13 protein-coding genes are annotated in these 13,749 nt (G+C 39.4%); 11 read left to right on the top strand and 2 right to left on the bottom strand.

Going from position 1 to position 13,749, the window contains the following annotated elements; all coding sequences use genetic code 11:
* Positions 1 to 73 precede the first annotated feature (73 nt).
* Positions 74 to 1,225: a serine hydrolase domain-containing protein gene (locus J8L86_RS03440; RefSeq protein ID WP_065108033.1), complete on the bottom strand. Its 1,152-nt coding sequence runs from the start codon at positions 1,223 to 1,225 to the stop codon at positions 74 to 76.
* 376 nt (positions 1,226 to 1,601) lie between these two features.
* Here J8L86_RS03440 and serC point away from each other — a divergent pair, with 376 nt between their 5' ends.
* Entirely contained in the window at positions 1,602 to 2,693 is a 1,092-nt protein-coding gene (gene serC / locus J8L86_RS03435; RefSeq protein WP_211028712.1) for a 3-phosphoserine/phosphohydroxythreonine transaminase, read from the top strand.
* Between the two features lie 254 nt (positions 2,694 to 2,947).
* On the opposite strand, the gene J8L86_RS03430 is transcribed toward serC, so the two are convergent.
* Complete coding sequence (locus tag J8L86_RS03430) at positions 2,948 to 4,138, bottom strand: amino acid aminotransferase (RefSeq protein ID WP_211028710.1); 1,191 nt, start codon at positions 4,136 to 4,138, stop codon at positions 2,948 to 2,950.
* A 394-nt stretch (positions 4,139 to 4,532) separates the two neighbouring features.
* On the opposite strand from J8L86_RS03430, the gene aroA reads away from it, so the two are divergent.
* The 10 genes from aroA to J8L86_RS03380 all read left to right on the top strand — a co-directional run bounded on the left by aroA (position 4,533) and on the right by J8L86_RS03380 (position 13,580).
* Positions 4,533 to 5,813 (top strand): 3-phosphoshikimate 1-carboxyvinyltransferase, encoded by a 1,281-nt coding sequence (gene aroA, locus J8L86_RS03425; RefSeq protein ID WP_211028708.1) that lies wholly within the window; start codon positions 4,533 to 4,535, stop codon positions 5,811 to 5,813.
* Between the two features lie 180 nt (positions 5,814 to 5,993).
* Complete coding sequence (gene cmk / locus J8L86_RS03420) at positions 5,994 to 6,671, top strand: (d)CMP kinase (RefSeq protein ID WP_055024572.1); 678 nt, start codon at positions 5,994 to 5,996, stop codon at positions 6,669 to 6,671.
* 92 nt (positions 6,672 to 6,763) lie between these two features.
* Positions 6,764 to 8,452 carry a 30S ribosomal protein S1 gene (gene rpsA, locus J8L86_RS03415; protein ID WP_263863673.1) on the top strand — a complete coding sequence of 563 codons (1,689 nt, stop codon included), beginning with the start codon at positions 6,764 to 6,766 and terminating at the stop codon, positions 8,450 to 8,452.
* 78 nt (positions 8,453 to 8,530) lie between these two features.
* Entirely contained in the window at positions 8,531 to 8,818 is a 288-nt protein-coding gene (gene ihfB, locus J8L86_RS03410; protein ID WP_055024570.1) for an integration host factor subunit beta, read from the top strand.
* A gap of 145 nt (positions 8,819 to 8,963) precedes the next feature.
* A complete protein-coding gene (locus J8L86_RS03405; RefSeq protein WP_055024569.1) occupies positions 8,964 to 9,251 on the top strand; it encodes a lipopolysaccharide assembly protein LapA domain-containing protein in 288 nt (95 codons plus the stop codon).
* 1 nt (position 9,252) lies between these two features.
* A complete protein-coding gene (lapB, locus tag J8L86_RS03400) occupies positions 9,253 to 10,413 on the top strand; it encodes a lipopolysaccharide assembly protein LapB (RefSeq protein ID WP_055024568.1) in 1,161 nt (386 codons plus the stop codon).
* A gap of 96 nt (positions 10,414 to 10,509) precedes the next feature.
* Complete coding sequence (pyrF, locus tag J8L86_RS03395) at positions 10,510 to 11,205, top strand: orotidine-5'-phosphate decarboxylase (RefSeq protein WP_065108037.1); 696 nt, start codon at positions 10,510 to 10,512, stop codon at positions 11,203 to 11,205.
* Between the two features lie 94 nt (positions 11,206 to 11,299).
* Positions 11,300 to 12,127, top strand: a complete 828-nt coding sequence (locus J8L86_RS03390; RefSeq protein ID WP_211028706.1) for an SDR family oxidoreductase — start codon at positions 11,300 to 11,302, stop codon at positions 12,125 to 12,127.
* Between the two features lie 23 nt (positions 12,128 to 12,150).
* Entirely contained in the window at positions 12,151 to 12,702 is a 552-nt protein-coding gene (locus J8L86_RS03385; protein ID WP_065108039.1) for a DUF2058 domain-containing protein, read from the top strand.
* A gap of 89 nt (positions 12,703 to 12,791) precedes the next feature.
* Entirely contained in the window at positions 12,792 to 13,580 is a 789-nt protein-coding gene (locus J8L86_RS03380; RefSeq protein ID WP_211028704.1) for a CLCA_X family protein, read from the top strand.
* Positions 13,581 to 13,749: the final 169 nt, after the last annotated feature.

The following is a 13,749-nucleotide window of genomic DNA, read 5'->3' as shown; positions in this document are numbered from 1 at the left end:
AGGATGCCAAATGGCATCCTTTTTTACGCTTGAATGTTTATAAAGATAACAGGTGGATAGGGCGAGTTACGCACTAAGATTTATTTTTATTCGCTTGTTCGAAAGCATTTTTCCAAAAGGTAGAGCTTAATTTAGCAATCACTCTTGATTCACCGTTTAACAACATCGCCATACCAATATTCAACTCGGGTGAGTACGATATTTCTGCAACGTAACCTGCGACCCAACCAGCATGATAAATTAATGGACGGCCTTCAAATTCATATACTCGCCAGCCTTTACCGTAATGTGCATTATCAAGGTGTGCTCGCCAGTCACGGCGGCGTAACTCTTTGGTTGTTCTAACGCCTGGCGTCGTGACATCTCTAATCACACTGTTTGCAATGACACCAGGATTCTCACCTAAATTGGCAATTAGCCATTTCGATATGTCATTGATACTGGCATTGACGCCTGCAGCGGATGGTAATTTATAGTAATTAGGCTTTACCGTGACTTTACGAAAACCCGATTTTGTTTTTACATGAGGTTCTGCACGGTTTTCTCTTGCCATGAAAGCATCATAGCCGACTGTTGCAGTATTCATATCTAGAGGCGAAAAAATCTTTTGTTGCAATAAATCTTCATAAGCCATTCCAGATTGCTGCTCTATGGCCGTTTCAATAAATGAAAATGCCACGTTCTGATAGCCATAACAAACTCCGGGGCTGCACATTGGGGTTAGCTCAGAGAACTTGTTGATAATTTTGTCCATTTTAACATTGGCATTAATTAAATTATCGTAACTATTAGGCATCAAACCAGTACTTTGACCAATTACATGCGCTAAGGTTATTTCTTCAGCGTTAGCTTTATTGGCGAGGGTGAATTCTGGTAAGTACTTAACAATAGGCTGTTGCCAGCTTAGCTTTCGCTCATTGACTAACATACTCGCTAAGGTACCGGCGAAGGTTTTTGATACCGATGCCAAACGAAATACAGTGTCTTGATTTACATTGAGTTTGCCACCTTTTTTACGTTTGCCGAAGGTACTTAGAGATAAAACTTCATTTCCTTCAACAATAACGAAGGCCCCACCAGGTACTTTGCTTTGTTTCAATTGCTGGTGAAAGTGTTGTTTAAACTGATCTGCGACGGTTATGTAGTCAGATTGTTTTGCATTGGCTTGTGAGCAGATACTGGCAATTGTTACAGTGCCAAACAGCAAAAAGGGTTTTAAATACATCAATCGATCCAATTTCCGTTAAAACGGATTATTCATTATTGTTACAGTCTCAGTTTAGTACTAAGACCATATTTTACTGACTTATTTGCGATTACGCTTGTGTAATCATAAGTGGTTTACCCGTTATCAATTTTTATTTATTCATTGAGTTTGATTATAAGGTCAGCTCAGTAAGTACATAAAAATTAAAAACAGCAGTGAATTCTATCAAAAAAAGTGTACAAAAAGTTAATTCAGTTCAAGTTTATATAAACAAGTTTCTGATACAAAATTTAAATGATTTTTTTTCATTTTAGCAAGCAAACAGTTGCTATATACTGCATATCAAATTGCTATAAAAAGAAAGTTTTACCATCAAACGATAAAGGATACTGCTGTGAGCGATATTTTCAATTTTTGTGCCGGACCTGCCATGTTACCTCAAGCTGTGATGCAAAAAGCTCAGCAGGAATTAATCGATTGGAATGGTCTTGGCGTGTCCGTGATGGAAATAAGCCACCGAAGTAAAGAATTTATTGCCCTGACTCAGCATGCTGAAAAAACATTACGTGAACTAATGAACATACCTTCTAACTATCATGTTCTGTTTATGCATGGCGGTGGAAGAGGGCAATTTACTAATGTTGTTAACAATTTTCTTGGTGACAACGGTAAAGCGCTCTATCTAGTTAATGGACAATGGTCTTCGGCTGCGGTAAAAGAAGCCGTCAAGATAGTCGGTGAAAACAACATTGATCAAATCAACATTGTCGAAAAACAAGATGGCTTAAATCAAGTGGTCTTGCCTGACTTACATAAACTGGATGATGATTATCGTTATGTTCACTTTTGTGCCAATGAAACCGTAGATGGAATTGAAATTTTTGATGACTTAGACAGTCCATGGCCTGTAGTTGTCGACTTATCATCAACCATAATGTCTCGTGATATCGATGTTAGTAAATACGCGGTTATCTATGCAGGTGCACAAAAAAATATCGGTCCATCAGGGTTATCAATTGTAATTGTTCGAGATGATATGTTGAATTTACCGAGTCTAACTCAATCATCAATAATGGATTACTCAGTCGCACAAGCGAATGACTCAATGTTTAATACCCCACCTACATTTGCATGGTACCTAGCTGCTGAAGTGTTTGATTGGTTATCTGCGCAAGGGGGCGTTAAAGCTATGGAGGACCTTAATAAGCAAAAAGCAGCCTTACTTTATCAATGCATTGACAATAATCCATTTTATACTAATGGGGTTGCAATTCAGAATCGCTCTCGAATGAATGTGACTTTTCAATTAGTGGATAGCTCGCTCGATAGTGAATTTTTAAAACAAGCTGAACAGGCAGGCTTAGTCGCATTAAAAGGTCATAGAATTGTTGGCGGTATGCGTGCCAGTATCTACAATGCAATGCCATTAGACGGCGTAAAAGCCTTAGTGACATTTATGGAAGCTTTTGCGAGTCAGTACAAATAATGACTCAGTTTTCGTCCAATTAAACCATGTCTTAAAAAAAAGCCACTTTATGAGTGGCTTTTTTATTAATGTCAGTTCGTTTGAGATGCAATCAAGTTGTAAGATTTAACCTTACGCTAGCTGATTAAAAACATGACTCATAATGCTAAGTTTACAAGTAAGGCTGAGCAAAATGTAAACCCGAATAAGTCTAAACTTAAAAAAAGCGAATTGATGAAAACAATTCGCTTTTACATTTCTGAATAAAAGAAAACTTACAGAACTTTAGCAATAGACTTAGCAAGATAATCTACATTTGATTCGCTAATACCAGCGATACTCATTCTGCTTGAATCGACCATATAGATACTGTGCTCTTGTTTCAATTGCTCCACTTGTGCAGGATTAATACCCAGGAATGAAAACATCCCTTTTTGTTTGGCAATGAAGCTAAAGTCCTGTGTTACGCCATTTTCAATTAGCTTATCCACTAACATTTGACGATTACCGTTTATGCGATCACGCATTATGGTTAGTTCACTTAGCCATTGCTGTTTAAGCTCAGCAGTTCCGAGAATGGTTTCAACTAGCGCTGCACCATGGGCAGGCGGCATTGAGTAAATACAGCGAACTACATACAAAAGCACAGAAAAAGCGATGTTTGCTGTTTGGCTATTGTCAGCAACAAGCGTACACGCCCCAATTCTTTCGCGGTAAAGACCAAAGTTTTTAGAGCAAGAGCTACATAAAATCATTTCCTCTACTGCAGCAGCCATTTGGCGTACACCATAAGCATCTTCATCAACGCCATCCCCAAAACCTTGATATGCCATATCAATTAATGGAGTAAATCCTTGTTTTGCAGTAATTGCAATGACTTCATCCCACTGCTCGGTGGATAAATCCATACCACTCGGGTTATGGCAACAGGCATGAAGTAAAACGACATCATCCGGACCAATTTGACTGAGAGCCGCTTTCATTTCATCAAATTTTAAGGTTTTAGTGTCGTAATCATAATAAGGATAGGTGTTAACTGTTAAGCCTGCAGCTTCAAACAATCCAGTATGATTTGCCCATGTTGGATCGCTTACCCAAATAACAGCATTCGGTTTACAGGTTTTAATAAACTCAGCTGCAACTCTTAATGCGCCAGTGCCACCTGGTGTTGAAACCGTTTTTACACGATTAGCAAGTAAAGCGGGGTGGGTTTGTCCGAATGCAAGTTCAGACATTAACTGATTAAAGTTTTCAGAGCCTGTAGGGCCGATATAGACTTTGGTTGTTTCGGTGTCTGTGCGTTGTTGCTCTGCTATTTTTACGCAGTCTAAAATGGGCGTATGGCCAGCAGGATCTTTATAAACGCCAACACCTAAGTCGATTTTTTGTGGGTGAGAGTCTTGTCGATATTGTGTCAGCAAACCAAGAATTGGATCTGCTGGCATGGCTGTTAATGTTTTGAACATGGTCATTGACCTTATAAATATCAAATAATGGTAGGATTCGCTTTAGGATAACGTGGTTTAATTGCGGATTGAAATGTAAAAAAATAACTAATTTTAAAATTAACTGTTTTTCTAAATGAAGGTTTACAGTGCAAGGTTAATTTTTGTCATTTAAGCTAAATCGATAAGCAAAATAGTGGTTTTTTCATTCATTTTATTCAAGTTCGACATAAATCCGTCATTTTTTTATTAAAAGCCCTTGTATCGTGGGCTGCAATGAGTAAATTTGTAGTCAAGAATAATTATTATCTAACTATCAATCAGAATCGTATAGATAAATTGACATAGACGTCGCTTTGTCTTTAATCATATCCATTCTTGCATTTTGCTAGAACTCATTTAAGAAGAATTTTTCATGAAACAGTTGCGTCTTGAACCCGTAGAAAAAGTCAGTGGTGTTGTTAACATTCCAGGCTCAAAAAGTATCTCTAACAGAGCCTTACTATTGGCGACTCTTGCTAAAGGTAAAACAACCTTAACGAATTTACTGGACTCTGATGATATTCGATACATGTTAGCCTCGCTTAAACAGCTAGGCGTTCAATATGAGTTATCAGATAATAATACCGTTTGCGAACTTGAAGGTTTAGGAAACCCTATCACTGCAAAGCAAGCTGAAACGCTATTTTTAGGTAATGCAGGTACAGCAATGAGACCGCTTTGCGCTGCGTTAACACTTGGTTCTGGGGAATTTACATTAACAGGTGAGCCGAGAATGGAAGAAAGACCAATTGGCGATTTGGTTGATTCTTTGCGTCAGTTAGGCGCTAGTGTGACTTATTTAAAAAATGATGGTTTTCCACCTTTAACCATTAATGCTGATGGATTAAATGGTGGAGAAGTTGAGATAGCTGGCGACTTGTCGAGCCAGTTCTTAACTGCATTACTCATGGTTGCGCCATTAACTAAAGACTCAGTCAATATTAATATTAAAGGTGAGTTAGTTTCTAAACCGTATATTGATATCACTATAGCCTTAATGGCTCAATTTGGGGTTGAAGTCATAAACCACGACTACCGCAGATTTGAAATTAAATCCGGCCAGCAATATGTATCACCAGGTAAAGTGTTAGTTGAAGGTGACGCTTCATCGGCATCGTATTTTCTTGCTGCAGGTGCAATTCAAGGCGGTGAAGTCAAAGTAACAGGTGTTGGTAAATTAAGCATACAAGGTGATGTCAAATTTGCAGATGTCCTTGAGAAAATGGGCGCTGATATCGAGTGGGGTGATGATTATATTATTTCACGTCAAGCGAAACTAACTGCGGTTGATTTAGATATGAATCATATTCCTGATGCTGCAATGACAATTGCAACAGCGGCATTATTTGCAGAAGGAACAACCAAAATAACCAATATTTATAATTGGCGTATTAAAGAAACCGATCGTTTAGCAGCTATGGCTACAGAACTTAGAAAGGTTGGAGCAACAGTAGAAGAGGGCCATGATTATATTTCAGTCACGCCTCCTGATGTATTGAATACTGCTGATATCGATACCTATAACGACCATCGTATGGCGATGTGTTTTTCAATGATGGCCTTTGCGCCTTGTGGAATTACGATTAACGATCCTGATTGTACTTCTAAAACCTTCCCGACATATTTCAGTGAGTTCGCACGTTTAGCTTGCTAATTTAATCTTACCAAGCATAAAAATAATGACGGCAGTCAATTAACTGCCGTTGTTATGATCTTCTTTATGAACTTACAAAATTCTCCAGTTTTTTGGTTCAAATTGTTATACAATGCCGCCCGCTCATTTTGATGAACCTTTTTTACATTCATGGAAGATTGTTTTTTTTCGGAGGAATTTATGTCTGAACGTGCTCCAGTAGTCACAATCGACGGACCAAGCGGTGCAGGAAAAGGGACAATATGCCAACTCGTTGCTGAACGATTAGATTGGCATTTACTAGATAGCGGCGCTATTTATCGTGTTTTAGCCCTTGCAGCCATTCATCACGATGTTGAATTAGAAAATGAAGAAGCCATTACCTTGTTAGCTTCACATTTAGACGTGCAGTTTTTAGCCGGAAATGATTTAGTGAAAGTCATTTTAGAAGGCGAAGATGTATCAACCAGTATTCGTACTCAAGAATGTGGTAATGCAGCTTCTAAGATAGCCGCTTTTCCACGTGTTAGAGAAGCACTACTTAGACGCCAACGTGCTTTTAGTGCTGAACCTGGATTAGTAGCTGATGGCCGTGACATGGGAACCGTCGTTTTTCCTAATGCACCAGCCAAAATCTTCCTTACTGCATCAGCAGAGGAAAGGGCGCAGCGACGCTATAAACAGTTGCAGGACAAGGGGTTCGATGTTAATATCGATCGCCTTTTATCTGAAATCATTGAACGTGATGACCGCGATATTAATCGTTCAGTCTCGCCTTTAGTGCCTGCGGATGATGCGCTAGTGATTGATACTAGTGGCATAGGTATTAATGAAGTGCTTGAGCTAGTGCTTGAACACATCAATAAAAACTTAACGTAACTTCTTAATTCTGAGAAGTTATGAAACAACATTTATGTCACGGATGATGTAAATAAATTAATTGACTCCACATCTAGGATGGATGGTGGTTTATAAAAGAAAGTAATCATAAAATGACTGAATCTTTTGCTGATCTATTTGAACAATCCCTAAATGAACTTGAGTTCCGTCCTGGTTCTATCGTACGTGGTGTAGTTGTTCGCATCGAAAACGGTACTGTACTAGTTGACGCTGGTCTTAAGTCTGAAAGCCCAATTTCTGCTGACGAATTCAAAAACGCTCAAGGTGTTTTAGAAATCGCTGTTGGCGACGAAGTTGATGTTGCACTTGACTCTGTTGAAGACGGTTTCGGTGAAACTCAATTATCTCGTGAGAAAGCGAAACGTCACGAAGCTTGGATTGTTCTAGAAAAAGCTTATGAAGATGCTGAAACTGTAATCGGTATCATCAATGGTAAAGTTAAAGGTGGTTTCACTGTTGAATTAAACGGTATCCGTGCCTTCTTACCAGGTTCTCTAGTAGACGTTCGCCCAGTTCGCGATACTGCTCACCTAGAGTACAAAGAATTAGAATTCAAAGTTATCAAACTTGACCAGAAGCGTAACAACGTTGTTGTTTCTCGTCGTGCTGTTATCGAATCAGAAAGCAGTGCAGAACGTGATGCTCTTCTTGAGAACCTTCAAGAAGGTCAAGCAGTTAAAGGTATCGTTAAGAACCTTACTGACTACGGTGCATTCGTAGACTTAGGTGGCGTTGACGGTCTTCTACATATCACAGATATGGCTTGGAAGCGTGTTAAGCACCCATCTGAAATCGTTAATGTTGGTGACGAAATCAACGTTAAAGTTCTTAAGTATGACCGTGAGCGTACTCGCGTATCACTAGGTCTTAAGCAACTTGGCGAAGATCCATGGTTAGAAATCAGCAAGCGCTACCCAGAAAACACACGTTTAACTGGTCGCGTAACGAACTTAACTGACTACGGTTGTTTCGTTGAAATCGAAGAAGGCGTTGAAGGTCTTGTTCACGTTTCTGAAATGGATTGGACTAACAAGAACATCCACCCATCTAAAGTTGTTAACTTAGGTGATGAAGTAGAAGTTCTAGTTCTAGACATCGATGAAGAACGTCGTCGTATTTCTCTAGGTCTTAAGCAATGTAAGACTAACCCATGGGATGATTTCGCTACTCGTTTCAACAAGGGCGATAAAGTTTCTGGTAAGATCAAGTCTATCACTGACTTCGGTATCTTCATTGGTCTTGACGGTGGCATCGACGGTCTTGTTCACTTATCTGACATTTCTTGGAACGGTACTGGCGAAGACGCTGTATCTGAGTACAAGAAAGGTGACGAAATCCACGCAGTAGTTCTTTCTGTTGACCCTGAGCGTGAGCGTATCAGCTTAGGCGTTAAGCAAACTGAAGACGATCCTTTCAATGCTTACTTGGCAGACAAGAAGAAAGGTACTATTGTAAATGGTGTAGTTACTGCTGTTGACGCTAAAGGCGTTACAATTGAACTAGCTGAAACTGTTGAAGGTTACCTTCGCGTTGCAGATATCTCTCGCGAGCGTATCGAAGACGCATCTACAGTATTCTCTGTAGGTGACAAAGTTGAATCTAAGTTCATGGGCGTAGATCGTAAGAACCGTTCTATCAGCTTATCTATCCGTGCGAAAGATGAAGCAGATGAGAAAGAAGCAATGGCAACTATTAACAAGCAAGATGATGCTGTTATTAGTAATGCTATGGCTGAAGCGTTTAAAGCAGCTCGTAAGTAATAAATCGCCTGTAGTGTGGGAAACACCTGGTGTTTCCCTTTAGGCGACTGTGTTTGGCTTGATAATAGAGGGTATAGGATGACAAAATCCGAACTGATCGAAAAACTTGCCACTAGGCAGTCGCAGTTGTCGGCAAAAGAAGTGGAAAGTGCTATTAAAGAAATGTTGGAGCAAATGGCAACAACATTAGAAGGCGGTGATCGTATTGAGATCCGTGGATTTGGTAGTTTTTCTCTTCACTATCGTGCACCGCGTGTTGGCCGTAATCCAAAAACTGGTACCTCAGTTGAATTGGAAGGCAAATACGTACCGCACTTTAAGCCTGGCAAAGAACTGCGCGAACGTGTCGATGCGGTTAATCATTGATTAACGCTTGATTAAAAAGCCTCCTTTTGGAGGCTTTTTTGTATCTATTGCTTTTCAAAGCTGGTTACTTGGCTAAATATCTTGGATAATCAGTTGTATTGATAAGATTGAATTTTTATCACTCACAGATTGAATGGAGCTGCATGTGAAATCGTTTATTGCCATTATCATTGTTGGATTATTTTTTGTTCTCGCCTTATTGTTTGGTGCCAAAAACGAACAAATTGTGACGGTCAGCTATTTTGTTGCAGAAGGCCAATATCGTTTACCTGTTGTTTTGGCCATTGTGTTTTTAGCAGGTTTTTTGATTAGCTGGTTATTTGCCGGTTACTATATTCTCAAAATGAAAATGGTCATTCGTAAGCGAAATAAAACCATTGCTCAGCTAACTGATAAAGTGTCTGATCCAATAGCACAGGATACCACTGCATAATATGCTAGAAATCCTCTTTCTGTTGTTACCTATAGCAGCCGGTTACGGTTGGTATATGGGGCGTAGAAGTATACGACAGAATCAAAAGCAACAAAGTAAGAAACTCAGTAGAGACTATTTCACTGGGCTTAATTTTTTGCTTTCAAATGAATCAGACAAAGCAGTTGACCTCTTTATTACTATGCTAGATGTCGATGATGAAACAATCGACACACATTTATCTTTAGGTTCATTATTTCGTAAACGTGGTGAAGTTGATCGCTCAATTCGTATCCATCAAAACCTCATCGCAAGGCCCAGTCTCACCACCGAGCAACGTGACATTGCCATGATGGAACTGGGAAAAGATTATTTAGCAGCGGGCTTTTATGATCGTGCAGAAGAAATTTTTCTCAATCTCGTTAGTCAAGATGAACATAGCGAAGAAGCAGAAAGTGAATTAATCTCGATTTATCAAGTGACCAAAGAATGGCAAAACGCCATTAACATCACTAAAGGCTTAAGTCGCAAACGTCAGCAAGCACTCAAATCCATCACTGCACATTTTTATTGCCAGTTATCTGATGAAGCGACTGAAAGCGATGAGAAAATCAAATTACTTCAACAAGCCATTAAGCTTGATGAGCATTGTGGCAGAGCTTGGTTAACCCTCGCAAAAATCTATCTTGATTCAAATCAAGTCTCCCAATGTAAAAAAGCCATCTTAGAATTAAAGCTTGCAGATATCGAATTGTTTGCCGACGCTATTGGAGTTGCAAGACAAGTTTACCGAGACAGTAATGACTTAGAAGGCTATCAATCTCTATTGCAGCAAGCACTAGAATCCGGCGGTGGAGCCAGTGTAATTATTGCCCTTGCTAAACACAAAATTGAGCAAGGAAATACTAAAAATGCTGAAAAAATGGTGTTAGACCACTTGTATCGTCATCCTACGATGAAGGGGTTTCAACATCTAATGCAGTTACATATCAAGCAGGCTGAAGACGGACAAGCAAAACAAAGCTTATCGATGCTTGAAAAGTTAGTAGAGCAACAAATTAAATTTAGACCAAGTTACCGCTGTTGTTCATGTGGGTTCCCAGCGCATAGCTTGTATTGGCATTGCCCATCTTGCAAAGAGTGGGGCAGCATTAAGCGTGTTAAAGGACTTGATGGTGAGTAAACCAAGACATCAACAATCTAGCGTTACAAAACGAACACCCATACGTCATTACGTATTCATTGTGAATATGCTTAATGATTATCTTACGGAGTAAACATGACTGATAAACCAATTGTAGTAGCCTTAGATTACGATAATAAAAATGAAGCGTTATCATTAATCGACAAGCTTGATCCAACGATGTGCCGTTTAAAAGTGGGTAAAGAAATGTTCACTTTATTTGGGCCACAATTGGTTAAAGACATACATGACCGTGACTTTGATTTATTTCTAGATTTAAAATTTCATGATATTCCAAATACCGTTGCTAAGGCAGTGTCAGCTGCTGCAGATTTAGGGGTATGGATGACCAACGTTCATGCAAGTGGTGGGCTAGCCATGATGGAAGCTGCCAAGAAAGCACTTGTTAACTACGGCAATGATGCGCCATTACTTATCGCCGTTACCGTTTTAACATCGATGAGCGATGAAGACTTAGCGCTTTTGGGCATTAATGTGCCTGCACAAGAGCACGTTAAACGCTTAGCAGCGCTTACACATAGAGCTGGCCTTGACGGGGTTGTTTGTTCTGCACAAGAAGCGACGATGTTAAAGTCATCTTTTGGCCAATCGTTTAATTTAGTGACTCCAGGTATTAGGCCTGTTGGCGCTGATGTAGGCGATCAGCATCGAGTGATGACACCACCTAAAGCAGTAGCGGCAGGCTCTGACTTTTTAGTGATTGGAAGACCGATAACTAAAGCGGCAGATCCACTGGCTTCATTGCACCAAATTGTAGATTCACTTAAATAGAGTCGATTACAGCTGAGACTAAAAGTAAACCTGTGATGCGTTTAACTAGTGTCAATACGGTTTACTTTACAACACAACAAATCAGGAGCGTTTAATGTTTGATTATCAAGGAAAGAATGTTGTTGTTATAGGCGGAACCAGTGGAATTAACCTTGGCATAGCATGCGCTTTTGCTAAGCAAGGAGCCAATGTTGCTGTAGCGAGTCGTAGTGTTGAAAAAGTTAACTCAGCTGTAAATGAACTTAAATTAGTAAACCCAAATGGAAAGCATCTTGGGGTTAGTTTTGATGTCCGTGACATTGAGGCTGTTAGTCAAGGTTTTACCAATATAGAACAAGCATTTGGCCATATCGATGTTCTGGTAAGCGGCGCCGCAGGGAATTTTGCTTCGCGCGCTAAAGATCTATCAGCGAATGGATTTAAATCAGTAATGGACATTGACCTGCTTGGAAGTTTCCAAGTTATTAAGCAAGCTTATCCACTGCTGACAAAAGCTATTAGTCAAGCTGACGGTAAAACCAGTGCCAATGTTATTCAGATTTCTGCACCACAGGCTTATGTGCCAATGGCGCTGCAAGTACATGTTTGTGCAGCCAAAGCCGGTGTAGATATGCTAACTCGCACGTTAGCAATAGAATGGGGCGTAGATGGGATTAGAGTCAATTCGATAGTACCAGGACCAATTGACGAAACAGAAGGTTTTGATCGCTTAGCACCAAGTAAAGCATTAAAATCAATGATAGCTGACAGTGTGCCATTGAAACGCAATGGAGTTAAATCAGATATTGCAAACGCAGCATTATTTTTAGCATCGGATATGGCGTCTTACATCACTGGAACAATCTTACCCGTTGATGGTGGTTGGTCTTTAGGTGGTGCAGGCGCGGCAATGGATGCATTAGCGAAACACATGCCAGAATAGTAAATAATTTTAAGGTGATTTAAATGGCAAACGCATTACAAGAGCAATTGCTTAAAGCAGGATTAGCGAGCAAACAAAAAGCGCGTGATGTTAAAACTCAAAAACGTAAGCAGAAGAAAGCCAAGATAGATGATGGTAGTGCAGATTTAAAGCAACAAATTGCACAGCAAAAACTTGAGCAAGCTGAGAAAGATCGTGCATTAAATGAAAAACGTTTTGCAGAAGCTGAAGAAAAAGGCCAAGTGCGTGGACTCATCACTGAGTTTACCAAGTTCGCTATTTCAATTCCTACTGATGCTGAAATTAAATTTAACTTCACGGTTAATAATAAAATCTTATCAGTTTATGTGAATGAGAAATTACAAGGTCAGTTACTTTCTGGTGCAGTTGGTATTATCCGTTACGAAGATAAAAGCTATCTAGTACCGCATAAATTAGCTGAACGCGTCAATTTATTGGTACCAGAATGGTGTGGTTATCTTTGGACTGATACTGATGATAATCAAACTGAGCAAGTGACTAAAGAAGATGATCCATATGCGGATTATGCTATCCCTGATGACCTTATGTGGTAATTCATTATCTTAAAAAATGCCTCATATTGAGGCATTTTTTATGACTGTTTTATCGTTTGAAAATTTAGCCACGAATAGGTTATTCCGTTTTGCTGCAACATACACAATATTTTCGCAATGGACTAGATTATCGCCTTGGCGAGCAAGCCAATTTTAATGATATCAAACAAACGTTTGGCTTAAGGCATATCAGTGTGGGTAAATGGGTGACTGCTGATGAGTCAAAAATTGCAGCAAATTTAATTTTTGATTCTTTAGCAGATCTTTCTCAGATACTGAATGTTCCCACCGAACTTATTGGTCTTAGAAAGACATTAAATATGCTATTTGGTCGTGGTGGCCAAAAAGGTGTGCAAGCACATTATTCCCCAAGCACAAGAGAGTTAGCATTAGCTAAAAATGCCGGTGCTGGTGCGTTAGCGCATGAGTTTTGGCATGCATTTGATCATTATATAGTGGCGAAAGCCTTTGAAGATCGTCACAGCAAGTATGCTTGTGCATCAGATTTATGGCTTAATGATCATCTATTAAAACCACATGCGCTTAACGATAAGCTATCACACTTGTTTAAACTTGTTTTATTAAGTGAAGATGGTCAGTCTGCTAGTGAGTTTGTGACCAATGCAATTAAGGTTGATAAGGTACAAGGCAGTTATTATTTCTCTAAGCCTACAGAACTAATGGCGCGTGCTTTTGAATCTTCAATAGAATCGTTTGGATCTTTAAGCAATAATTATCTTGTGTCAGGAACGACTAAATCAGATCAAGCAACTCGGTTAATATACCCAAATGTCGGCCATAGAGAGCAAATTATGGCTGCTATTTTAGATTACTTTTCTCTACTTGGTGCAGCATTCGAACGTTCATCGGCTCAATAACATGTTTAAGCCGTTATCTCACTTAACTGTGTTCTTGTTTCTTTAGCTAGTATGTAGTTGTTCTTTTATACTCACTTCGAATTCAAAACCTTGTCTAATTTTCGCTATTTTTAGGCGTATTTATGCGACTCATAACCAAGTAGTGAGTGGCTTGTTTATTTGTAAAATT

It is taken from the genome of Shewanella sp. MMG014, assembly GCF_018100775.1.
GTDB lineage: Bacteria > Pseudomonadota > Gammaproteobacteria > Enterobacterales > Shewanellaceae > Shewanella > Shewanella japonica.
This window is presented reverse-complemented; position numbering and strand designations above follow the sequence as displayed.

Excerpts from the sequence above, each read along its gene's own strand:
- lapB (WP_055024568.1), top strand. The coding sequence starts at position 9,253 with ATGCTAGAAATCCTCTTTCTGTTGTTACCTATAGCAGCCGGTTACGGT.
- ihfB (WP_055024570.1), top strand. The coding sequence starts at position 8,531 with ATGACAAAATCCGAACTGATCGAAAAACTTGCCACTAGGCAGTCGCAG.
- pyrF (WP_065108037.1), top strand. The coding sequence starts at position 10,510 with ATGACTGATAAACCAATTGTAGTAGCCTTAGATTACGATAATAAAAAT.
- J8L86_RS03385 (WP_065108039.1), top strand. The coding sequence starts at position 12,151 with ATGGCAAACGCATTACAAGAGCAATTGCTTAAAGCAGGATTAGCGAGC.
- aroA (WP_211028708.1), top strand. The coding sequence starts at position 4,533 with ATGAAACAGTTGCGTCTTGAACCCGTAGAAAAAGTCAGTGGTGTTGTT.
- J8L86_RS03430 (WP_211028710.1), bottom strand. The coding sequence starts at position 4,138 with ATGTTCAAAACATTAACAGCCATGCCAGCAGATCCAATTCTTGGTTTG.
- cmk (WP_055024572.1), top strand. The coding sequence starts at position 5,994 with ATGTCTGAACGTGCTCCAGTAGTCACAATCGACGGACCAAGCGGTGCA.
- J8L86_RS03390 (WP_211028706.1), top strand. The coding sequence starts at position 11,300 with ATGTTTGATTATCAAGGAAAGAATGTTGTTGTTATAGGCGGAACCAGT.
- J8L86_RS03440 (WP_065108033.1), bottom strand. The coding sequence starts at position 1,225 with ATGTATTTAAAACCCTTTTTGCTGTTTGGCACTGTAACAATTGCCAGT.